Source organism: Tenacibaculum sp. UWU-22 (assembly GCF_041021355.1).
Lineage (GTDB): Bacteria > Bacteroidota > Bacteroidia > Flavobacteriales > Flavobacteriaceae > Polaribacter.
Map to the genome: position 1 here is coordinate 82109 of NZ_JBFNGP010000001.1, position 24553 is coordinate 106661.

The 24553-nt window shown below is 30.5% G+C and carries 21 protein-coding genes and 1 pseudogene; 7 read left to right on the top strand and 15 right to left on the bottom strand.

What is annotated here, in order from left to right:
* Window positions 1-112 precede the first annotated feature (112 nt).
* From AB2B44_RS00375 to AB2B44_RS00400, 6 genes and pseudogenes are all read right to left on the bottom strand, one after another.
* Window positions 113-1600, bottom strand: coding sequence for a lipopolysaccharide biosynthesis protein (locus tag AB2B44_RS00375; RefSeq protein WP_369047575.1), 1488 nt, complete (start codon window positions 1598-1600; stop codon window positions 113-115).
* A 3-nt stretch (window positions 1601-1603) separates the two neighbouring features.
* Window positions 1604-2863 carry a glycosyltransferase family 4 protein gene (locus AB2B44_RS00380; protein WP_369047576.1) on the bottom strand — a complete coding sequence of 420 codons (1260 nt, stop codon included), beginning with the start codon at window positions 2861-2863 and terminating at the stop codon, window positions 1604-1606.
* Between the two features lie 28 nt (window positions 2864-2891).
* Window positions 2892-4052, bottom strand: a pseudogene (locus AB2B44_RS00385) (glycosyltransferase); the annotation flags it as partial.
* Between the two features lie 3 nt (window positions 4053-4055).
* Entirely contained in the window at window positions 4056-4574 is a 519-nt protein-coding gene (locus AB2B44_RS00390; RefSeq protein WP_369047577.1) for a methyltransferase, read from the bottom strand.
* Window positions 4543-6978 carry a YfhO family protein gene (locus tag AB2B44_RS00395; protein WP_369047578.1) on the bottom strand — a complete coding sequence of 812 codons (2436 nt, stop codon included), beginning with the start codon at window positions 6976-6978 and terminating at the stop codon, window positions 4543-4545. The genes AB2B44_RS00390 and AB2B44_RS00395 overlap by 32 nt, the downstream gene beginning before the upstream one ends.
* A gap of 2 nt (window positions 6979-6980) precedes the next feature.
* Window positions 6981-7232 carry a DUF4834 family protein gene (locus AB2B44_RS00400; protein ID WP_369047579.1) on the bottom strand — a complete coding sequence of 84 codons (252 nt, stop codon included), beginning with the start codon at window positions 7230-7232 and terminating at the stop codon, window positions 6981-6983.
* A gap of 128 nt (window positions 7233-7360) precedes the next feature.
* On the opposite strand from AB2B44_RS00400, the gene AB2B44_RS00405 reads away from it, so the two are divergent.
* The 5 genes from AB2B44_RS00405 to AB2B44_RS00425 all read left to right on the top strand — a co-directional run bounded on the left by AB2B44_RS00405 (window position 7361) and on the right by AB2B44_RS00425 (window position 12375).
* A complete protein-coding gene (locus AB2B44_RS00405) occupies window positions 7361-8428 on the top strand; it encodes a transporter (protein ID WP_369047580.1) in 1068 nt (355 codons plus the stop codon).
* 44 nt (window positions 8429-8472) lie between these two features.
* Window positions 8473-9591: a GTP cyclohydrolase gene (locus tag AB2B44_RS00410; protein ID WP_369047581.1), complete on the top strand. Its 1119-nt coding sequence runs from the start codon at window positions 8473-8475 to the stop codon at window positions 9589-9591.
* A complete protein-coding gene (locus tag AB2B44_RS00415; RefSeq protein ID WP_369047582.1) occupies window positions 9591-10298 on the top strand; it encodes a 16S rRNA (uracil(1498)-N(3))-methyltransferase in 708 nt (235 codons plus the stop codon). Before AB2B44_RS00410 ends, AB2B44_RS00415 begins: the two co-directional genes overlap by 1 nt.
* A 168-nt stretch (window positions 10299-10466) precedes the next feature.
* Window positions 10467-11495, top strand: a complete 1029-nt coding sequence (locus AB2B44_RS00420; protein WP_369047583.1) for a helix-turn-helix domain-containing protein — start codon at window positions 10467-10469, stop codon at window positions 11493-11495.
* 235 nt (window positions 11496-11730) lie between these two features.
* The gene (locus tag AB2B44_RS00425; RefSeq protein WP_369047584.1) at window positions 11731-12375 is read left to right on the top strand and encodes a DUF4159 domain-containing protein; all 645 of its coding nucleotides are present in this window, start codon (window positions 11731-11733) and stop codon (window positions 12373-12375) included.
* A gap of 130 nt (window positions 12376-12505) precedes the next feature.
* On the opposite strand, the gene AB2B44_RS00430 is transcribed toward AB2B44_RS00425, so the two are convergent.
* From AB2B44_RS00430 to AB2B44_RS00470, 9 genes are all read right to left on the bottom strand, one after another.
* Entirely contained in the window at window positions 12506-13204 is a 699-nt protein-coding gene (locus AB2B44_RS00430) for a sulfite exporter TauE/SafE family protein (RefSeq protein WP_369047585.1), read from the bottom strand.
* On the bottom strand, window positions 13204-13650 hold the full coding sequence (locus AB2B44_RS00435; protein WP_369047586.1) for a FixH family protein: 447 nt from the start codon (window positions 13648-13650) through the stop codon (window positions 13204-13206). The genes AB2B44_RS00430 and AB2B44_RS00435 overlap by 1 nt, the downstream gene beginning before the upstream one ends.
* Window positions 13651-13723: 73 nt before the next feature.
* Complete coding sequence (gene ccoG / locus AB2B44_RS00440) at window positions 13724-15145, bottom strand: cytochrome c oxidase accessory protein CcoG (RefSeq protein WP_369047587.1); 1422 nt, start codon at window positions 15143-15145, stop codon at window positions 13724-13726.
* Between the two features lie 18 nt (window positions 15146-15163).
* On the bottom strand, window positions 15164-16036 hold the full coding sequence (locus tag AB2B44_RS00445; RefSeq protein ID WP_369047588.1) for a cbb3-type cytochrome c oxidase N-terminal domain-containing protein: 873 nt from the start codon (window positions 16034-16036) through the stop codon (window positions 15164-15166).
* A gap of 14 nt (window positions 16037-16050) precedes the next feature.
* On the bottom strand, window positions 16051-16218 hold the full coding sequence (locus AB2B44_RS00450; protein WP_369047589.1) for a CcoQ/FixQ family Cbb3-type cytochrome c oxidase assembly chaperone: 168 nt from the start codon (window positions 16216-16218) through the stop codon (window positions 16051-16053).
* Between the two features lie 4 nt (window positions 16219-16222).
* Entirely contained in the window at window positions 16223-18424 is a 2202-nt protein-coding gene (gene ccoN, locus AB2B44_RS00455; protein ID WP_369047590.1) for a cytochrome-c oxidase, cbb3-type subunit I, read from the bottom strand.
* A gap of 20 nt (window positions 18425-18444) precedes the next feature.
* Window positions 18445-18621 (bottom strand): cbb3-type cytochrome oxidase assembly protein CcoS, encoded by a 177-nt coding sequence (gene ccoS, locus AB2B44_RS00460; protein WP_369048506.1) that lies wholly within the window; start codon window positions 18619-18621, stop codon window positions 18445-18447.
* Between the two features lie 201 nt (window positions 18622-18822).
* A complete protein-coding gene (gene hemN, locus AB2B44_RS00465; protein ID WP_369047591.1) occupies window positions 18823-20187 on the bottom strand; it encodes an oxygen-independent coproporphyrinogen III oxidase in 1365 nt (454 codons plus the stop codon).
* A gap of 145 nt (window positions 20188-20332) precedes the next feature.
* The gene (locus AB2B44_RS00470; RefSeq protein WP_369047592.1) at window positions 20333-22708 is read right to left on the bottom strand and encodes a heavy metal translocating P-type ATPase; all 2376 of its coding nucleotides are present in this window, start codon (window positions 22706-22708) and stop codon (window positions 20333-20335) included.
* Window positions 22709-22809: 101 nt separating this feature from the next.
* On the opposite strand from AB2B44_RS00470, the gene AB2B44_RS00475 reads away from it, so the two are divergent.
* Both AB2B44_RS00475 and AB2B44_RS00480 read left to right on the top strand, forming a co-directional pair.
* Complete coding sequence (locus AB2B44_RS00475; RefSeq protein WP_369047593.1) at window positions 22810-23496, top strand: Crp/Fnr family transcriptional regulator; 687 nt, start codon at window positions 22810-22812, stop codon at window positions 23494-23496.
* A gap of 2 nt (window positions 23497-23498) precedes the next feature.
* A complete protein-coding gene (locus AB2B44_RS00480) occupies window positions 23499-24548 on the top strand; it encodes a lysophospholipid acyltransferase family protein (RefSeq protein WP_369047594.1) in 1050 nt (349 codons plus the stop codon).
* Window positions 24549-24553 lie beyond the last annotated feature (5 nt).

Sequence of the window (24553 nt, forward strand, 5' to 3'; positions counted from 1 at the left end):
AATCTATGTATTTATAGTTTAGATATTTAACAAGAACTTTATAGTCAATAAAACTTAATATTCTCGAAAAATAAAGCCTATATAAAAACTCGCTAATCCGTAGTGAGTTTTTTTATATATACCGTTTTACTAAGTTAGTAATTTGCTGAGAAATATTAAGTTTTACTATTAAAAAAAGATAAATAACAACAATTAAAACACTTTTTAAAGCAATATTAAATACTGGCCCTAAAGGTATTTTAAATAATTTTATTGATGTAAACGGAAAATTCCAAAAGTAAAAAGCAAAAAATAAGGCTACAATAATTGCTAACATTTGCCATGACTTTTTTGTAAAAGGTGTAATTGAAAACTTATCTTTTACCAACCATATTTTAATGGTATTAAATATAAAAATAGTAAGTAATGTTGCGAAAGCTAACCCGTTAGTTCCTAACTCTAATTTAAAATAAAACAATTTATTTAAAAAATAAACCATCAGTGCCATGCCTAAACTTAATGGTAAAGCAAACCTATAAAATTTAGAGTTATTTATTATTGCGCCATTATTACCTAAAACCATAGTATATAATTTTGCTAAAGAAATCATTAAAACCACTAATTCGCCACCAGCATATCCTTTTTCTGGCATTAATTTAAAAAGTTCGTGTACACCACAATTAACAAGCAAAAAAAACAAACCACCTATTACCAATAAATTAATAGAACTCTTTTTATATAAACTCTCTACCTCTACGTGGTTATTCTCATTCAATGTTTTAGAAGTTAAAGGCTGTAAAATTTGTGACATAGCCCTACTAGGAGCTTCAACAAATGAACCTATAAATACAGCCACAGTATAATATGCTGCCTTACTTATGGTTTCTTTATCTGGTATCATTATCTTATCAATATCTAACAATATAGCCCCTGCACTACCTGCTAAAATTATATAAAACGAAAATTTTAAAACTTCAGAAAAATTATCGGGCAACTTAAAGCTAAATCTGGGTAAATAAATGCTAAAAGCATAGCCCATCATTATCAAAGTTCTTAATATATAAGTACCTGTTAACACATATATAAATTGTGGTTTGGTAATTAAATTAAAAAATACAGCTAACAACAACAACATTACCACAACTCTATTCCATAATTCTTTTAAAACATTACCAAAAACTGTTTGTAACTGTACTTTGGCCCAAGAATAAAACAACTCAAAATAAGCACAAGACACAGCAATAATATAAATTGAAACGGTATAACTTTCTATAGCTTTATTTTCTGGTGTTACTCGACTCATAATCCACTGGTGCACATAATCCCAAAAAAAACCAAGAGGTAAAGCTACTAATAATGGCAAAAAAATAACCGACGATAAAAATCGATCTTTTTCGTTTTTAGTTTCATAAGACGGAAAAAATTTAATAATAGTATACTGTACCCCAAAAGCTGCCAGCGGCATAATTAAATTCGATGATGACAACAAATACGTTACTAAACCGTAGTATTCTGAACCTAAATAACGAGGGTAAAAAACAATGGTATTTATTCCACCTATTATAAAGGCTAAATAAATTATTAAGGTGTTTTTAAAAGATTGTTTAAATATAATTCCCAATGCTTACATTATTTTTATCAATTCAGAAAGTTGTTGTGTTAAATTTTTTCGGTGATATTGTTCTATGTTTTTAGGCTTTACCGACAAACGTTGCTCTTGATATGCTTTATACCATTGCAAAATTATTGCCTTTAATTGCTGTTCATCATCAAAATTAACTAAAACCCCTGTTTCGGTTTCTTGTATAAGGGTTGCCGCATCGCCTTGTTTATCTCCAAGAGCTAAGATAGGTCTTTTTGAGGTAATATATTCAAATAACTTACCTGTTAAAATTCCTTTAGAATTATCGGTTTTTGGAATTAACAACAGTAATATTTGTGCTGTTTTTTGTAATTTAATAGCTGTTTTGTGGGGCACATATCCTTTTAAAATGGTGTTATTAAACAGTTCAAAATATTTAATATCTTCAATAGTTTCTTGATTTACATTACCTATCAAATTAATTTCCAAGTCATTTTTAAATGTTTTATTTTCTTTAGAAATTGTTTGCAATACTTTCCATAAAACTCGCGGATTACTTTGCTTAGGCAACAAACCAATATGTGCTAACGAAAATTTCGATGTCAACGGCAATTTTTCATCTAGTAAAACTTCATCATCATAACCATTGGTTATTACAAACACTTTTTTAGCGATATTTTCAAATTCTTTTTTTAATGATTTGCTTACTGTTATAACAGCATCAGCATTTTGTAAAACAATCGTTTCTAGTTGCTTGTTTTTCTTTTTCGCATAAGAACTTAGATTAAAATCAGCGTTATAATACAGTTGACTCCATGGGTCACGAAAATCGGCAATCCATCGTAAATTTGTTTTTTGTTTAATTTTATTGGCAATTAAATGTATGCTATGCGGTGGCCCTGTAGAAATAATAACATCTACTGGGTTTTCTTTTAAATACCTTTCTAAATATTTCACAGATGGTTTTATCCAAAATTTTTTAGCATCGGGAATAAAAAAATTCCCTCTAACCCATGATAAAAAACCACCTTTACTAACATTAGCAACTCCTTTTTTATGGGTATTTTTTTTTAAAAATGAAATAACATCTTGCGGATTTTTAATCGGTGATTTTAAAACCGTTACCTCTTTAGGCATTTCTGCTAATAACGATTTATCAATAGTTGGGTAGTTTGCATTTTCTGGCACATATACAATAGGTTGAACACCAAACTCAGGTAAATATTTCACAAATTTCAACCAACGTTGCACCCCTGAACCTCCTGCTGGTGGCCAATAATATGTTATAATAAGCGCTTTCAAACCGACAAAGTATTATATAATTCTATTAAATTTTTTGCTGTTTTTTCCCAAGTAAAATTATTTCTAACAAAATTTTTACCATTTTCTCCTAATTCTTTCCTTAAATTCTCATCGGTATATAATTGTAAAATTTTATCGCAAAAATCAGCTAAATCTCTGTCTTTATGCACTAAACCTGCTTTATTTTTAACAACCAATTCTTCTTGTGCAACAGCATTGCTTACCAAAAGGGGTTTACCGAAACTCATATACTGAAATATTTTATTGGCATAGGTAGTATCGTGATGTAAATTTCTGTGTAAGGGAGATAAACAAACATCACTAGCTTGTATATATGACGCAAAAAGGTAGGTTCTTGCCAACCTTGAAAATCTACCTGATTTTCTAACCCTAAGCGAATTGTTAGATTTTGTAAAATTGTATCAGCAGTCTTATTTTTACCTACAATAACCAACAAAATATTCGGAATTTTTTCTTTTAATTCTTTTAATGATGTTATTACGGTTTCTAATCCTCTACGCAACCCTGTATCTCCAATATATAGTAATACAAAATTAGATGCATATTTTTGTATAATAGCAGTATTAATTTCAGCTTCTTGATAAAATGACTTTCTTATGGTATTGGGTACCACCACTACATTACTTTGTGCGATATGAGTTCTATTGCACAATTCTTTTTTAGCGGCTTCCGTTACGGTAATAACTTTAGAGGCTTTAGCTGTAAAATACGCTTCTTTTTCTTTCCATTTTAACGGATTTATTAAAAACCTACCCGGAAATTGGTTAACATACGCATACGCTTTCATTATTTCAGGTCTGTTTTCATGTAAATCTAACACAATAGGCAACTGCAGTGATTTGTTTGCTAAAAAAGCAGCTTCTGCAATTCTAATATCATGAATATGAATTACTTCAACACTATTTTTAATTAAAAAATGGCAAATTTTTTTGCGCATTATTTTTGAATAAAACGGAAGCGTATAAGCTAATGCCGATAATTTATATTCTAGAGTATTTGAGCGGTATCTTTTTACCTTAATTTGATTGATTAACTCTTCTAAAGGTTCATCGCCATAGGTTAGACAAAACAAACAAACGGTATGTCCTGCATTTATAAGGGCTATAGCTTCATTTTCCACACGAGGGTCTGGTGGAAAATTACTATCCAAAATCATCCCTATAATCATGGATTATTGTTTTTCAGCGTAAACCGCGTAATAGCGAGGTGTATATTTTCGTAATATAGGACGAATTCCTATTTTATGAATAGGGCTAGTCCATTTTTCTTGTTGTATAATTTTCCACCCCGTTTTTTGTAATAACCAATCAAACTGCCAATCTTCAAATTCGTGGTAATGTCTATCCCACATATCTGTTTTACTTCTATAGGCTTTAGCGAACCATAAATTTAACGGAACCGTGGCTACCAATTTAGTAGCTTCAATTTCTCGTAACACATTAAACGGAGCTAGTAAATGTTCAAAAATTTCAAAAGCCGTAACCACTTCAACTGACTGTTTTTTTACTACTTCTGGTAAAATATCTAAATCTTCGCCACCAGTATTATAAACCGTATAGCCGTACTGCTCCATAATTTCACTAAACGGATTTCGAACACCTAAATCAAAAATAGTTGTTGGTGCAGACACTACTTTTTTTAAAAAAGCGATGGTATTATTATATCGTTTTTGAGGTAATATGTCGTACATTATTTTTTTTCTTTACAAAAAACCAGCCTACAGAAGCCAATACTAAAAATGCGTAAGCGATTAGTGAAATAAGACTTCCTTTTTCAATAACTGTGGGTTCAAATTTAAACTCTATAGTGTGATTACCTGCTGGAACTTGCATTCCTCTTAACACATAATCAACCCTTAAATGAGGGGTTAATTTTCCATCAACATAAGCATTCCAACCATCTTTGTAATATATTTCAGAAAACACCGCAAATTGGTTAATTGCTGATGTAGACTGATAGGTTAATTGGTTTACGTTGTACTTTGTTAATTGAATAGTAGCCGTAGTATCTTTTTTAAACGTTTGAATACCCCCTGTTTTAAATAGGTTTGTAAATTTAGAGGCATCATAAACCGCTTCAGCTTTAGTTTGCATAGAATCTAAAGCTTTTATTTCTTGATTTGCATTGGTAACAGGTTTTAATTTTTGCACAAACCAAGCATTTCCATTAGCATCTGGGTTTACCTGAGCCTGATCTGCGCCTACAATAAAATATTTAGTATTTAACATATTTAAAACCTCTATATTATTTTTTGCTATCTGATAATCAAATAACTCTTGATAGCGCTCCATCTTAGCCGCATTATACCCCCCAATAGATTGATGAAAATACGAAGTTCTTCCATCTTGCATCAAATTAGCTGTAAAATTACCTACTCTGTAATGGGTTTTATCTTCTAAAATTTGTTTATCGGCTTCTGAAGCAATAAAAGGTTTTTGCACTTTTCTAGCTGTAACAAAATCGTCTTTATTAACATATTTAATATCTACAGAAGTTAAATCGAATAGAATTAACAAGCCTAATAAAGCAATTACAACAGGTTGTTTTAGCTTATTTTTCAAATGTAACCACAATAAACTTGCTGACAGCAAAATTAGTAGTAACGAGCGCAAACTATCGTTAAACAACATTGATTTTCTATCTGCAATTAAAGCCTCTATTAGTTCGGGTAATTTTGCGTATTGCGAGTCTCTAATTCCTTCAAAGGCAAACAAACTAGAACCAAAAAGCATAAAAAACAACGCTATACCTCCTCCAATATATAGTGCTTTTTTTAGGGCTTTCTCTTTTTCTTCAGTAGGTATTTTATTTGAAAAAAAGTTGCCAAGGGCTAAAATACCTAATAACGGAATACAAATTTCGGCAATCACTTGAATAGATGAAACTGCTCTAAACTTATTATACAACGGAATATAGTCAATAAAAAAATTGGTTAATCCTGAAAAGTTTTTACCCCAGCTAAGTATGATTGAAAAAAGGGTTGCTGCTACTAACCATTTTTTTAATTTTCCTTTCACTAAAAAAATTCCAAGAAAAAATAAAAATAACATAATAGCACCTATATAAGCGGGTGCTTCTACAATAGGTTGTTTACCCCAATATGTTAAAACTTGTTCTGAAAAATCTTTGGCTTGTTTAGCCCCTACCTTTTGCTCAAGTGTTTTATAAAAGTTAGAATTTTTACCTAATTTTTCTACTGTTCCTCCTCCCATGAAGCGTGGAATCATCAAATTAAAGGTCTCGGCAATTCCATAACTATATTCAGTGATATAGTCTTTATCTAATCCACTAGATTTTTCTTTAGGGCTTCCATCAGGCTTAATGGTTAATTCTGATTTTCCTCGAGTACTATACTTCGAATATTCTTTAGTAGCCAATAACCGTGTAGCATTAACACTAATACCTAAAAGTAATGCTAGGGTAATAACTCCTGCTTGTTTTGCAAAAAGGGGTAGTGATTTGTTTTGTATTGCCTCAATAAGTTCAATAATTCCTAAAATCAGCAATATAAACCCCATATAGTAGGTCATTTGTATGTGATTTGCATAAATTTCTAATGCCATTGCCACACTAGTAGTTACAAAACCTAACAAATAACGTTTTTGAAAAATCCATAAAACACCTGCTAACACAATAGGTATAAAACCAATGGCATGTGCTTTTGCATTGTGTCCTGCTCCAAAAATAATAATTAAATATGTTGAAAATCCAAACGACAACGCTCCTAGAATAGCTAATTTCCAATTTACCTTTAACGCAATAAGTAAAATAAAAAAGCCAAAGAAATAAAGAAACAAATAATCTGCTGGTCTAGGCAAAAATCGAATTGCTTTATCAATATATTTAATAAAATCGTTGGGGTAATATGCACTTATTTGATATGCAGGCATGCCACTAAAAGCACTACCTGTCCAATACGGTTCTTTATGGTTTTTAGCTCTAAAATCTTTAATTTCTTTCGCCATACCCGAAAACTGGGTTATGTCGCTCTGTTTTATTTGTTTACCACTTAAAACAGGATTAAAATATATTAAAGAAGCTATTATAAAAATACCTAAAGCAATTATATAAGGTAATGTTTTTTTATAATTCATAACTAATCAATCTCTTCAAAATCAACATACTCACCTAAATCATCATTTGTTTTTGAGGCTTGTTTTGGTTTTTTATCTATAATTGTTTCTCCTTCTTTAACAGCTGATTCTTGTTTATAACCGTACTGTTGTGTAGCTCTTTCCTGCATATTATCAACCATTTTTTTCATTAAAAAAGGAGCAAATAAGCGTGTTAAATATTTAAAAACATAGTAAATTAGCAGAAAAATTATTATTGTTCTTAATAATCCCATTTAAATAACTTTATAAAAAATCAATCAAAAGTAATAATTTGAAGTCAATTGATACGTTAAGAGTTTACAAAACTTATATTTAAAGTTGATTTTTTTTAGAGTATGTTTGTATAATTTCGAGTTAATTTATGTTTAAAAAGTTAGATAAACTATTTTTTTTTATATTACTAGGTGTTTGTGTTGAGCTACAAGCACAATATACAGAGGTTATTAATTCGAATCGCCCTGGGTTTTCTCAAAGCCCATATAGTGTTGGAACAGGTGTGTACCAATTTGAAACCAGCTTTTTTTACAAAAAATCAGAAATTATACCCACCTTTAGTAATCCTGAGGCCTTTGGTGCAAATTTATTTTTTAGAACTAGTTTCCTTTTACAAAAATTAGAGCTAAACCTAAACACAAGCTTTCAAAAAGATAAAATTGCTTTTAAAAATATTTTTGAATCGTCGTATACTGAAAGTGGTTTTAGTAAACTTACATTAGGGGCTAAATATTTATTATTTCAACCCACCTATACCGATAAATCAAAAGAAATTAGAAGTTGGAAAAGAAAAATGGCTTTTGACTGGAAACGTTTAATACCAAGTGTCGCCGTTTATGGAGGTGTAAATTTTGGTTCCGTTTTAACCGATTACCATAACAGAGGGGGTATTACCCCAAAAGTAGGAGCTTTATTACAAAACGAATTTTCATATAAATTTAATTTAATTTCTAACTTTTATTACGATTATATAATTAGCGATTTTGCTCAGTTTTCTTGTGTAATTACCGCTACCTATAATTTTAATGATTTTTGGTCGGGTTTTGCAGAATATCAAGGTTTTTTTAACGGTTCGAAAGACGACAACAACTTAGGAATTGGGGTAACGTATTTATTTTCTAACGACCTTCAATTTAATTTATCGGGCAGAAGTGCTTTAACAAATAATGCCTCAAATTATTATGGCAGTTTAGGGGTTTCTTTTCGTTTAGATAAACATAAAGACAAATATATAGAAGTCGACAATTTTGGAAATGAAATAAAACGAGAAGCTCCTGCATCATCAAAAAACAGAGGTATTTTTGGACGTTTATTTGGCAAAAAAGATAGTGGTAACACATCTTCTTCTAAGAGAAAACGTAAAAAAGCGGTAACCAAAGTTGAAAAAGAAAAAGGGTTCTTTGGTCGTTTATTTGGGAAAAAAAATAAAAATTAGAATAAAAAAGTTTAATAAACGCGACTGTAAAACCTATTTATCTTATGATAACGCTTCAAGAAATGCACACAAAAAAGGAAATGAAACAATTTGTTATGTTTCCTTTTTCTCTTTATAAAAACAACGCGTATTGGGTACCGCCAATTATAAAAGACGAAATCAATAATTTTGACAAAACAAAAAACCCTGTTTTTGAGCATGCTGATGCGCGATTTTTTGTTGCTATTAAAAACAAAAAAATTGTGGGCAGAATTGCCGCTATTATAAATAACTACGAAGTTCAAAAACAACAACTTAAAAAAATGCGTTTTGGTTGGTTTGATGTAATTGATGACATAGAAGTTACAAAAGTTTTAATTGAAAAAGTTAAAGAAATTGGATATAAAAATAACCTTGAGTTTATCGAGGGCCCTGTAGGCTTTAACAACTTAGATAAAACAGGTGTTTTAATTGAAGGGTTTGACCATATTGGCACTATGATTACTTGGTACAACCACCCATACTATAAAGAACATTTAGAACAATTAGGTTTTACAAAAGAAAAAGAATACTTAGAAAACAAATTTAAATTTAGTGCTGTCGATATACCGTATTATAGTAGAATTAGCTCTCTTATAAAAAGGAGGTATAATTTAACCGCGTTAGACTTTACAAAAACAAAAGATATATTACCCTATGTAGAAGAAATGTTTAGCGTATTTTCTGCATCATACAGTAAACTATCAACTTTTGTACCTATTTCTGACGCTCAAATTGCATATTTTAAAAAGAAATACATTAGTTTTATAAACCCAGAGTATATAAAATTTGTTATTGATAAAGATAAAAAACTAATTGCGTTTGCTATTGTAATGCCTTCTTTTTCAAAAGCATTGCAAAAAGCTAACGGAAAACTATTTCCGTTTGGAATATTTCATTTATTAAAAGCAAAGAAAAAATCAAAAGATGTTATTTTTTACTTAATAGGCGTACACCCATCGTATCAAAACAAAGGTGTAACCGCTATTATTTTTGAACAATATGCTAAAACCTTTAAACCTCTTAAAATAGAAAATTGTATTCGTACACCTGAATTAGAAGACAATGATGCTATTCGAAAAATATGGGAAAATTTTAACCCAATTACTCACAAACGCCGTAGAACCTACAAATTAACTTTATAATGCAGTTATTTTACAATTCTGAAATATCAACAAAAACGCAACAAATAAATTTTGATAAAAACGAAAGTAGGCATATTGTAAAAGTTTTACGAAAAAAAGAAAATGACATTTTATACATTACAAATGGTAAAGAATGGTTATTTTTAGCTAAAATTACATTAGCTAGCGATAAAAATTGTGTTGCTGAAATAGTAGAAAAGCAACAAAAAACTAAACCTTGGAATTACAAATTACACATTGCGATAGCCCCCACGAAAAATAACGACCGTTTTGAGTGGTTTTTAGAAAAAGCTACTGAAATAGGTATTGATGAAATTACCCCCATTATCTGTCAAAACTCTGAACGTAAAAATGTAAAAATAGAACGATTAGAAAAAATTATTCAGTCTGCTATGAAACAATCTTTAAAGTTTACACTTCCAAAATTAAACCCTGTTATAGAATTTAATAATTTTATAAATCTAAATTTAGCTGGTAAACTATGTATTGCTCATTGCAAAGATGAAAATAAAGTAAATTTAAAAACGGTAATACAACCTACTGAAAATGTAACAATCTTAATCGGTCCAGAAGGCGACTTTTCTTCAGAAGAAATAAAAAAAAGTATTGAAAAAAATTTCACACCTATATCACTAGGAGAAAGTCGTTTACGTACAGAAACAGCAGGTATAGTTGCTACACAAAGCATTTTGTTTATTAACGAATAAAATATTTTTTATATATTTAATTTAAAAATTGTTAATTTTTAAATTGTGAGTGGAAAAGATATTTTTAACTTATTTTTATTAATAAGTGCTATTCATGGCTTCTTTTTTAGCATTATCCTTTTTATGTCTAAAAATGGGGGAGAAAAAAGTATGATATACCTAAATTTGATGATATTAGTTATCTCGATAAATAATATCCAATCATTTATACTTGATCAACATTTAATTGAACACAGATTTAAATTAGATTATATACTAATTCCTTGGCACTTATTAATAGCACCATTTTTTTATCTCTTTTTAAGCAATTATTTAAATATTGCTAAAAAATCATTAAAAGTATTGAAAATTACAATTCTTGTTTTTTTAACTGCTATTGCTTTACAAATAGCTTATATATTGTACCTTGAAGATAAAGTACAACTTAGCGAGTTAAATTATCGCTATAAAAAATACACTTCTATAGAAGAAATTATAAGTTTTATTACATCAATTAGTATCTTTAGCTACTCATTTTACCTATTATATAAAAAAGAAAAACTTTTCCCTAAAATACTAGCGTTTGACAGTTTACATTGGATTTATACTTTCTTTAAACTAGGCTTGGTTAGTTATGTTTTATGGGGTATTGCTATCATTATTAAAGCAAACCTAAATTATTCAAATTTTTTATCTTCATATTATCCTTTGAGGGTTGCTACTACAATTCTAATTTACTGGCTAGGTTATCAAGGCTTTATTCAATTACGCTTACTAAAAGAACGACAACAAATTAGAAACACTTTTGCATTTGAATCTAGTTTTAGTGAAAATCTGATAAAAGAAAACAAAAAAGAACACCTAGTGCTAATTAATAAACATCAAGAACAATTTGATGAAATTAATGTATTTATAAAAAAAGAAAAAAAGTTTTTACAGCCCAAATATACCTTGCAAAACCTATCGGAAGATGTAAATTTAAGCCCCAGTACCTTATCGCTAACAATTAACAACTGTGCCGATAAAAGTTTTGTCGACTACATAAATGAAATGCGTATAAAACAAGCAAAGGAACTTTTAACCTCTAAAGATTACAACAACTATACTATGACTGCCATTGGTTTAGAATCTGGATTTAATTCAAAATCATCTTTCTACGCTGTATTTAAAAAACATGTAGGATGCACTCCTTTCGAATATAGAAATTCTAGTTCTTAGTTTTTTTAAAAAAACCTGTCCAAAAACATCCGATTTGGACGTTTTCGGACTTTAAGTTATATTTTTTACATACTTTTATCATGGCAAATAATTGTTAGGATAATTTAAAAACAATCCTACGTCTAACCATATAAGTTGAGATTGCTCTTAACAAGAAAAAGGAAGAGAATATTAAAAAAACACCATTTATAAATGGTGTTTTTTGTTTTCTAAAAAACACTATATTGCTTTCTCTATGAGACATATTATACCACTACTTTCTTTGTTCTTTTTTTATGCAACTGTTTATACGCAACAAGTGGCTGTGTTAAAATATAGTGGCGGTGGTGACTGGTATGCAAACCCTACTTCTGTAACTAACTTAGTATCTTACACCAACCAACATTGCAATACCAAAATAGACAAAAATGTAAAAACAGTTACTCCTAATGATGAAGAACTATTTAATTACCCTATAATTTTTATGACAGGACATGGAAATGTATTTTTTTCTGAAGAAGATATCGAAAATTTAAAAAATTATTTGATTTCAGGTGGATTTTTAGAAATATCTGACAATTATGGAATGGATAAATATATTAGAAAAGAATTACAAAAAATGTTTCCAAAATTAACCTTACAAGAAATTCCAACAAACCACCCTATTTACCATCAAACCTTTTCTTTTAACAACGGTATACCTAAAATTCATGAACATGATGGCACCCCTCCTCAAGGTTTAGGTTTATTTTATGAAGGAAGACTAATCGTTTTTTATGATTACGAAACCGATTTAAGTGACGGATGGGAAGATCAAGAGGTACACAAAGACCCAAAAGAAATTAGAGAGAAAGCCTTAAAAATGGGTGCTAATATAATAGAGTACGTATTTAAAAACTAGCTAACCAATTACTATTTAAAACAATAACCATCTTAATTTGCCTAGCTATAACTCATTTTTAATTTAAAGTTTTAGTGCTATTAAAAAAATCAATAACTATATAAAATCTTTCTAAGATGATATACACCAACTAGTGGCATCCTTGCACTACATTACCTATATGACTAACTGGAAGTGGAGAAACATAAGGTATACCTAAACCTAACCCGCGAAGCACAAATAAAACACCTATTAAAGCTACTACATAGGGAGTTATTTTTTGTATTCTTTTTTTTAGATTGGCATTTGTAAAATTACCCAAATACACCACCGTTGTCATTAACGGAATAGTGCCTAAACCAAACAAAAACATATAAAAACTACCCCATAAGGGATTCGATGTAGCAAGAGCTCCAAAAACTGCCATATATACTAATCCACAAGGAAGAAAACCATTAAGAAAACCTATAGCAAAAAAAGTATTTTTTTTCTTTTTTTTAAGCTCTGCACCGAGTACAGATTTTATTTTTAAAATGAATTTACTTATCGGTTTAGAAACATTATATTTTTGAAACAATTTGGGTAGTAAAACAATTAAAATCATAACAACACCAACAATTATTGAAAGTTGTTGCTGAAATCCAAAGAAATAAAAACCTTTACCTAAAAAGCCAAATAAAAGCCCTATTAAACTGTATGTCGCTAACCGACCTATATGATAGCTGGCAATTTGTAGCGATTGTTTTATTTTGTTAGTTCTATCAACTGGCAGCATAAAAGCTATCGGCCCACACATACCTATGCAATGAAAGCTTCCTAATACACCCAATATAACAGCTGATAGAAACATTAGTATTTTAATTCTTTTTGATATAAATAATCTTTATTTTTGTAGTTCCAAGAAACGGTAATGTTCCAGCGACCACCTAACAAACGGTTCTCAGGCACGAGCAAATATGTATTGGAAAGCGAAATAGGAATTTCAAAATCCAGGTGTTTATTAGATGGTCTGTATAGGAACACTTTTCCTGTAATATCTTTTGGTGTAAAATTTGATGGAAAATATATTCGTAGACCTTCTTTTGTTTGTTCTATTTTTATATTTTCCTTTAAATTATTTGCATTTTTAGTCGCATCAATATCGTGCTGATATTCTAATTCTTTTTGATAGTACGCATCAGATACTAAATCGTGATTATATGCTTTATCGGTACTAATCTTAATTACGTAGTACATAATAAATCCCATAAATGCTAATATTGCTATAGCAATACCTGTTCCCCAATTAAATTTCATTTTGTTATGGTTTTAGTTTTAATTGTATGTTATTCGTATCTGGCTTTTAGCTTATAAACTTATTAGCTGAATATCACCTATAACTTCTTGGTCCTAAAAAATTAGTAGTTGTAGTTTCTATTAATTTACCTTTGCTATAAACCCCAATTTTTATTTTTATTTTTTCTTTTTCCATTTCAGATTGGTGCATCTCAATAAAAAGGCTACCTTCTGCCAATCCTTGTTTTGGAATATCAAAATCTTGATGTGTAACTGTTTCTATTTTTCCTTTATGAGATAATAGTTTATAGCTTATATCTTTAATTTCTCTTGTTGTTTTATTAATAATTTTATACGTGTAAATATTACTAATTACTCCATTAGGTTTATGTTGATATAATTGCCCTGGTAATCGTAAAATCGTAGCTTCAACATCATTTCTCAAGAATAACATACCTATTAAAACAGCAATTAAGATACTTAATACCGCTGTGTATCCTTTCATTCTAGCGGTAAATTTAAATGGCGATTTTTTAGCTATATTTTCTTCACTTGCGTACCTAATTAACCCAGTTGGTAACCCAACTTTTTCCATCATATGATTACACTCATCAATACAGGCTGTACAATTAACACATTCTAATTGAGTTCCGTTTCTAATATCTATTCCTGTAGGGCATACATTTACACATTGAAAGCAATCAATACAATCTCCTTTTCCTGATGCCGCTCGATCTTCTTTTTTATTAAATTTTCCTCTTCCTGTTTTTCCTTCGCCTCTAACATAATCATAAGCAACATTAATTGTTTTGTTGTCTAACAATACCCCTTGCAACCTACCGTATGGACATGCGATAATACATACTTGTTCTCTAAACCAGGTAAACACAAAGTAAAATACTGCTGTAAAAATTAAGAGTGATACTAGGGTGCTAATATGATCTAACGGATTACCTGTAATATAACTTATAAGTTCGTCGCCACCTATTAAATAGGCTAGAAAAACATTAGCTATAATAAAAGAAATGATAAAAAATACAGTCCATTTTAACAGTCTCTTTCTAATTTTTTCAGCATTCCAAGGTTGTTTATTTAGCCGTATTTGTTTACCTCTATCGCCTTCAATCAAATATTCTATTTTTCTAAAAACCATTTCCATAAAAATGGTTTGAGGACAAATCCATCCACAGAAAATTCGACCAAAAACTACTGTAAATAAAATAACGAAAACCACGCCTATAATCATCGATATTACTAATAGATGAAAATCTTGAGGCCAAAATGGAAATCCAAATATATTAAATTTACGTTCTAATACATTGAACAATAAAAATTGATTTCCATTAATTTTTATAAATGGTGACAACAGTAGAAACAATAACAAAACATAACTAACATAGCTTCTGTATTTATATAGTTTACCACTAGGTTTTTTAGGAAAAACCCAAGAACGATTTCCTTCTTCGTTAATGGTTCCAATGCTGTCTCTAAATTTTTCGTTTTTTAACGCTCCCATTACAATGGTTACAGTATATTATTGTTCTTTTTCCCAAATAATATCACCTTGTGGTGCTTTAGGGTTTGCAGGTGTTGTGCCTTGTAATGAAATAATATAACTCGCTACCTTTTGTATATCTTGAGGTTTTAGGGTTTTATTCCAAGCTATCATTCCTTTACCATCTCTACCTCCATTAGAAACGGTATGGAATACGTTTTTAATTCCACCGCCTAAAATCCAATGTTTATCAGTAAGGTTTGGCCCAATACCACCTCCACCATCAGGTGCATGACATGCTATACAATTTAATTTAAAAATTGCCTTCCCTCTATTTAAATCAGCATCGTCTGTCAATAACGTAACACTTTCAGCATCAATAATAGCATCTTTAGAGGTTGCTTTATATTTTGCTAAGGCTTGTTGTGCTTCGGCAACAGCTTTGTTGTATTCGTCTACTTGAGTGTCTCCACCCAACACCTCGTATTTTGTTATATATATGACTGCAAAAATAATTGTAGCATAGAACATGTAAATCCACCAAGGTGGCAGCTTGTTATCTAGCTCTTTTATACCATCATAATTATGGTCTAAAATAATTTCACTTTCTTGTTCTAGAGGTTTAGATTGTGTCCATTTACTAAGTATTTTTTTAGCCCAAGCCCAGTTATCAACGGTTTCGGGGTTAACACCATCTTTTTCCATTTGAAGCTGATTGGCTTTTTGTATTGCTGCTATATTTAAACCTTCTTTTAACACAAGTACTATTGCTAATACTACTGCGGTAATACTTACCAAAGGGTGTTCGTATAAACTAAATGGATGATCGTAAAATTTAACAGCTGTTATAATTGCAAAAATGGCAACAGCTACAAAAATAAGATATGCTATAGATTGAAGATACTTTTTCATCTGATTATATTTTTCTAATTATCTAATGGTAAACTACTTACTTCTTTAATATGCTCTTTTTTAGCTGTAAACACCCACCAAAAAAGAACTACAAAAAACGTAAAAAATATGATTAACGAAATCATGGGGTATATTTCAACTCCTGTAATACTCTCCATGTAATTTTTTGCAAATTTTAACATGATATTAGTTTTTAGAGGTTAATTGATCTTCTACGTCTTTTACTTTAATATCGGTTCCTAAACGTTGTAAATATGCTATCACTGCTACAATTTCTCTATCTTTCATCTCTACAAACGCTTCTCCGTTTTCTTCAGCATACTTTTTATCGGCTTCATAATTTTTTACAAAATCAGGATCTGCATATAAACTCTCTTGAATTTTTTTGCCTTGCGCATCCATATTTGCTTGCGCATTAGCAATATCTTCTTTTGTATAAGGAACACCCAAGGTAACCATTGCTTTCATTTTATCTTCGATGTTACTCTTATCCAGTTTGTTTCGTAATAACCATTTATATGATGGCATAATAGAACCTGGCGACGTACTTTGTGGGTCGTATAAATGATTTAAATGCCAGTTATCATTATACTTACCTCCAACTCTTAATAAATCAGGACCTGTACGTTTACTACCCCATAAAAATGGGTGATCGTATACAAATTCGCCTGCTTTAGCGTATTCGCCATAACGTTCAACTTCACTTCTAAATGGACGTATCATTTGCGAGTGACAACCCACACATCCTTCTCTAATATAAAGATCACGTCCTTCTAATTCTAAAGGAGTATAAGGTTTTACACTAGTTATGGTAGGAATATTTGATTTTACCAATAAGGTAGGTATAATTTGAACCATACCTCCTATTAAAATAGCTATAGTGGCATAAATAGTTAATTTAACAGGTTTTCTTTCTATCCAAGTGTGCCAAGTTTCTCCTGCTGTTCTATATTTAGATACTTTGGTTAATGCAGGAGCTTCTGCTAACTCATCAGTAACTTTACTACCTGATTTTATTGTTTTTACTATATTATATAGCATTACAAGAGCACCTAAAATATATAAACTACCACCAATAGCACGCATCCAATACATAGGTATTATTTCTGCTACTGTTTCTAAAAAGTTACCATAAGTAAGTGTTCCGTCTGGATTAAATTGTTTCCACATTAATGCTTGGGTAACTCCTGCAACATACATGGGTAAAGTGTACATTACAATACCTAAAGTTCCAATCCAAAAATGAAGGTTAGCTAACCCTTTAGAGTATAATTTTGTTTTAAACATTCGCGGAACCAACCAGTACAACATACCAAAGGTTAAAAAGCCGTTCCAAGCTAAAGCTCCAACGTGTACGTGTGCAATAATCCAATCGCTAAAATGCGCAACTGCATTAATATTTTTTAAAGACAACATTGGTCCTTCAAACGTAGCCATACCATAACCTGTAATAGCTACTACCATAAACTTTAATACGGGGTCAACTCTTACTTTATCCCATGCGCCTCTCAAGGTTAACAATCCGTTAATCATACCTCCCCAAGATGGAGCAATCAACATTACTGAAAAGGCAACTCCTAAATTTTGAGCCCAATCAGGTAAAGCACTATATAATAAGTGGTGTGGCCCTGCCCAGATATAAATAAATATCAACGACCAAAAGTGTACAATAGATAATCGATATGAATAAATAGGTCGATTAGCCGCTTTAGGCACAAAATAATACATTAACCCTAAAAAAGGTGTTGTTAAAAAGAATGCTACTGCATTATGCCCGTACCACCATTGTACCAAAGCATCTTGTACCCCTGCATATACCGAGTAACTTTTTAAAAAGCTAACTGGCAACTCTAAACTATTAAATATATGCAATACAGCTACGGTAACAAAGGTTGCTAAATAAAACCAAATTGCTACATATAAATGGCGCTGTCTTCTTTTTAAAATTGTCCAAATCATGTTAGCACCAAAGGCTACCCAAACTAAAGCAATGGCTATATCTATAGGCCATTCTAACTCTGCATATTCTTTACTAGTTGTATACCCTAATGGAAGCGTTATGGCTGCTGTAACAATAATTAACTGCCAGCCCCAAAAGTTGAAATTACTTAAAAAATTACTCGCCATACGAGCCTTTAACAGCCTTTGAAGCGAATAATAAACACCAGCAAAAATGGCGTTACCAACAAATGCAAATATTACTGCATTGGTGTGTAAGGGGCGTAACCGTCCAAAACTCAACCATGGTATTCCTTCTGTCATGCTGGGAAATAAAAACATAAAAGCCAGTAATAACCCTACTGAAAAACCTACTATTCCCCATAGTAAGGTTGCATAGATGAATTTTTTCACGATCTTGTTATCGTAATAAAATTGTTGCATTTCCATAATTTATTTGAATTTAATATCTATTTATTGTTAGTTGTTATGTTCTCTTTTTTTACCAACTCATCATCAAACAGCATACGCACCGACGGCGTATACGAATCGTCGTACTGCCCCCTTTTTACCGAAATAATAAATGCTATGAAAAAAATAACTGCCACCAAAACACTTAATGCGAGTAGCAAATAAATAACGCTCATAATACTGCCTGATAATTGTTGCACAAATATATGTACCTATGTTTTTTTAAAATATGATTTTTATCATGTTAAACTGTTTCACTTTGTTCTGAGTATGTTTATCAGAAACTTAACTACTGTAATACAGTAAATATTTTTAATTTTTTTTAAAAAAACGTATTCCAAATATACTTATATTAATTGATTTTTTGTTAAAAAAAGTTAAATTACCATCGAAAACAATTTTTTCTGAGGTTGTTTTTCGTGTAGTTTTTTGTCAAATGCCATACAGATATTACGCACATAAGGTCGTGCTTTTTCAGGTACGTTTAAGCCGTTTTTATCTATAAAAAGCAATCCGTCAGAAACCATTTCATCTAACTTTTCTAAATGTTTTTCTATATTATCTATTTGCATCGACTTATCTTTCCATGAGGTAGAAAAATGACACATAATATTTAAAATATGTTTTCTAACAATTAAATCTTCTTCAGATAAAATATGCCCTTTAAAAACAGGGATTTCGCCTTCATCTACCATTTTTTCGTATTCTTTCACGGTTTTTACATTTTGTGCAAACCCGTACCACGAATCAGAAATTGCCGACATACCTAAACCAATCATTAACTGGGTTTTATTTGCTGTATAACCCATAAAATTTCGGTGTAGTGTTTTTTGCTCTGTAGCTTTATACAAACTATCACTTGGCAGCGCAAAATGATCCATTCCTATTTCTACATAACCTATTTGAGCAAATAGCTTTTTACCTATTTCATATAGTTCTCGTTTTTCTTCATTTTTGGGTAAATCGTCTTCGTTAAATCCACGCTGCCCCACGCCTTTTACCCAAGGCACATGTGCATAACTGTAAAACGAAATTCTATCTGGTTGTAGTTCTTTAGTTTTATTAATGGTATATATCACGTTTTCTTTGGTTTGAAATGGAAGTCCAAAAATTAAATCGTGACTAATAGAGGTGTACCCAATTTCTCTAGCCCAATTGTGGGCTTTCTCTACATTTTCAAAAGGCTGCACTCTATGAATGGCTTCTTGCACCTTTGGATTATAATCTTGCACCCCAAAACTAACTCTGGTAAACCCTAAATTGTATAACGTTTGTAGGTGCTCTTTAGTTGTATTATTAGGGTGACCTTCAAAACTAAACTCGTAATTAGGATGTTTTTTAGCATTTGCAAAAATTCCATCGAGCAACCGTTTAAGTTCTGTTGAAGAAAAAAATGTAGGGGTACCTCCTCCTAAATGAATTTCTTTTATAATAGGGGTTTCGTCAACTAAATTTAAGTACAATTCCCATTCTTTTAAAACAGCAGTTATATACGGATTTTCTACTTCATGACGCTTGGTTATGTGTTTGTGGCAAGCACAAAAGGTACACAAACTCTCACAAAACGGCAGGTGAATATACAAACTGATGCCTTCTGACGAATTGCTTTCTATAAACGATTGTTTAAAAGTTGCTATCCATTTTTCTTTTGAAAACGTTTCGTTATCCCAATATGGAACAGTAGGGTAACTGGTGTATCTTGGTCCTGGAATATTATATTTTTGAATAAGTGAATTTTTCATGTTTTTTAATATTATATTTAATAAACAGAGCTATTAATAAGCAAACGCTAATGCCGTTTGTCATTTTTTTTAATGTTCATCTCTTTTTATAGGCAAACTATTCATTCTTTTATATCCAAATTATCTGCAATTATTTATTGCATCACTATTTTAGTTTTTTTCCTATAATATTAGTGGCAATGGTTGTAAACACAACTATACTAATAGAACTCAATGGCATTAAAATAGCTGCAATTACAGGCTTTAGCTGACCTGTTACTGCAAAATACAACCCAACAACATTATAAATTAAAGATAGTAAAAAACAATACTTTATAATTTGAACAGCTTTTTTTGAAGCTATCATATAGTTATAAATTTGACCAAATTTTGACGCATCTAAAATCGCATCACAAGCTGGTAAAAAAACATTAACATCTTCTGAAATAGCCACTCCTACATTACTTTGCGCCAAAGCTCCTGCATCGTTTAGTCCATCACCAATCATTAATACATTTTTATTATTTTCTTGCAGCTTTTGAACATATTCTAATTTGTCTTGTGGCTTTTGATTAAATAAAAAAGTGGTTTGTTTAGGTAATAAGGTTTCTAAAAATTTTCTCTCCCCTTTATTGTCGCCTGATACAACCGACAAATCATATTTTTTGCTTAAGCTATCAAATAAGTCTGTAATTCCTTCCCTATAGGCATTTTTAAAAACATATTTGCCTTTATACTCATTATTAACACTAATATGTACCGATGTGTCTAAATTTACCTGTTCATTAGCCTCTTTTACAAAAGATGAAGACCCTATTTTTATTTTTGTTTGCCCTGAATTAACTTCAATTCCTTTTCCTGCGTGTTCTTGGTACTTATCTATGGTAGCCATTTTTTCATCAGCCAACGAAGCATATAACATTCTACTTAGCGGATGGTTTGATGCTCGTAATGAACTTTTTAATATTGATGTTTCAGTTGCGTCTAAAGATGTTCCTTCATATACTATGGTACTTTCTTTATTGGTAGTTAATGTACCTGTTTTATCAAAAACAACCGAAGATATTACCGCTAGCTGCTCAACTACTGTAGTATTTTTTAAATAAAATTTCTTTTTACCAAAAATACGCAAAATATTACCCAAAGTAAAAGGCGCTGCTAAAGCAATAGCACACGGACACGCAATAATTAGCACCGAAGTAAAAACATTTAACACCTTACTACTATCGTAATACAACCAAAAAATGGTGGTTAAAAATGCTATAGACAACACAACAATCGTAAAATTTTTACTGATTTTATCGGTTAATGTTTTAAAAGATGAATGTTTGTCTTTTTGAAACACATCATTACTCCACAACTGAGTTAAATAACTTTGCGAAACCGACGCTAAAACCTCCATTTCTATGCTTCCAGCAAGTTGCTTACCTCCCGCAAATAATTTATCGCCCGATTTTTTAAGAACAGGTACAGCCTCACCTGTAACAAAACTGTAGTCTATTTGCCCTTGATTACTAATTAAAATACCATCAACAGGAATTAATTCTTGATTTCTAATCAGCAATCTGTCGCCTTTTTTCACATCATAAATCTGAATATTTTCCTCTGTTTTATCGGGCATAATTTTAGTTACTGCTATTGGAAAATACGATTTATAATCGCGCTCAAACGATAAAAAATTATAGGTTTTCTGTTGAAAAAACTTACCCAATAATAAAAAAAAGACTAACCCTGTTAAACTATCTAAAAAACCTGCCCCTAAATTAAATGCAATTTCTACCGTACTACGTATAAACAAAACCGAAATTCCTAAGGCAATAGGCACATCGATATTTAAAATACCCGAACGCAACCCTTTATATGCCGAAATAAAATAATCTTTCGCTGCATAAAAAACTACAGGTAACGAAAAGAAAAACATTAACAAACGAAATAACCCTTTATACTGATCTAACCAATATTCAGATACTTCGAAATACTCGGGAAACGATAAAAACATTACATTTCCAAAAGCAAAACCCGCAATACCTAACTTATATAATAAACTACGGTCTACTTTCTTTTTTCCTAGCTCATAATCTTCTAAAGAAATATAGGGTTCGTAACCAATAGAACTAAGTAACAACACCACTTCTTTTAACGATATATTATCAGAATTATAGGTAATTCGCACTGTTTTTTGAGGAAAATTTACTTGCGAAGACACTACATGCTGTTGTAATTTGTGTAAATTTTCTAATACCCAAATACACGAACTACAATGTATATGAGGAATATATAAATTAACAACCTGCACATTACCATCGCTAAACTCTAGCAGTTTTTCAGCAATGGTTTGGTTATCTAAAAAATCGTATTTACCTTGAATTTCTTTCGGAATTGCTCCAGGACTATTTTGAAAATCGTAGTAACATGTTAAATCATTTTCTGAAAAAATCTCATACACGGTTCTACATCCATTACAGCAAAAAAACTTATCATCTACTGTAATTTTTTTAGTATCGCACTCATTACCACAATGAAAACAGATTGTGTTTTCCATATTTACTCTTTTGCCTATTGCAAAGGTTATATAAACTCGTTGTTAAAAATATGATATTTATCAGCTTTTAACTATCTTTGAATCCTTAAAAATAAGCATTTATGGGCAAATGTGAACAATGTATCATTCGCGAATTTAATTCTTTGAAATCATTAACCAAACAAGAACTTACCCGAATTTCGGGCTGTAAAGTTTCTAAAACAATAAAAAAAGGAGAGGTTCTTTTTAAAGAGGGTGAGCACATTAACGGTGTTTATTGTATAAGAGATGGTATTTGTAAGGTTTCTAAAATGAGTGATAATGGTCGTGATCAAATTATAAACTTAATAAAAAAAGGTGATATTATAGGTGAGCGCAGTTTAGTAAACAATGAAGCATCAAATTTAAAAGCTATTGCTGTAAACGATGTACAAGTTTGTTTTATTCCGAAAGAAGAAATTCTTAATGGTCTACAAAACAATATTGATTTTTCTATGGATATGCTTAAAAGCATGGCTAATTCACTTAAAAATGCAGATAATGTAATTGTTGACATGGCTCAAAAAACAGTAAAACAACGTTTAGCGGCTACCCTATTATTTTTACACAATAAGTTTAAATCTAATGAAGATGGTTATTTAGATATTTTATTAACTAGAGAAGATATCGCCAATATTATTGGTACAGCTACTGAAAGTGCTATTCGACTTCTTTCTGAGTTTAATAAAAAAGGGTATATAAAATTAAAAGGAAAACAGGTTGTTGTAACCAACCCTACTGAACTACAACAAATAGCTCAAGGATTTTAAAAATGCTTAAAACAGCGTGGTACTACTTTGTTAAGCTTTATGTTAAAACAGGACTTTTTTTTTACACAAAAAAAATTAAAGTTTCAGGCTTAGAAAATATTCCGAAAAAAGACGCTGTTTTATTTGTTTCTAATCACCCTAACGGATTGTTAGACCCATTAATAATAGCTACCCACAACCCAAGAATAAATCATTTTTTAGTTCGTGCTGCTGTTTTTAAAAATCCATTGACAAAAAAAATATTAGCCTCTTTAAACTTAATGCCTATTTATAGGATAAGAGATGGTAAAGACCAATTATCAAAAAATAATGAAATTTTTAACCATTGCTTCGAATTATTAAAAAATAAAGAAACCTTACTTATTTTTCCTGAAGGAACCCATAATCAAATGCGTAGAATACGACCGATTAACAAAGGATTTACCCGTATTTTATTTGGTGCTATTGACAAATATCCCGACTTAGAAATCACAGTTATTCCAGTAGGTATTACCTATCAAAAAGTATCTTTTTTTCCTTCAAAAATTGCTTTAAAATACGGAAAACCTATTCGTGCAAACACCTTTTACAATCGTGAAAACCTTCATAACGCTACAAATACCTTAAAAGAAAAAGTTAAAACTGCACTCGAAAAAAATACCGTTTGCATTACTCAAGAAAAAAATTACACTAATACACTATCAAAATTAAACAAGGCTAATGTAGATTTTACAAATGTTGATGCAGTTAATCAAATGTTACAAAAAGAAACATACCCTTTACCTAAAAAAGCTACAAAAAACTACACGAAACCACTGCTTTATTTAATTGTATTAAACAGTCTTATCCCTTACTTTTTATGGAAAAAAATTGAAAAAAAAATTGATGAAATTGAATTTATAGATACCTTTCGCTTTGGCTTAAATACAGTTTTATTTCCTTTATTTTATGCATTACAATCATTAGTAATCTACCGTATTTGTAACTTAAAAATAGCTAGCATGTATTTTATAGCGTCTTTTTTATTGGTATTTATATACAGTAAAAGCTACCCTACAAACACAAAAGGTTAAAAAAC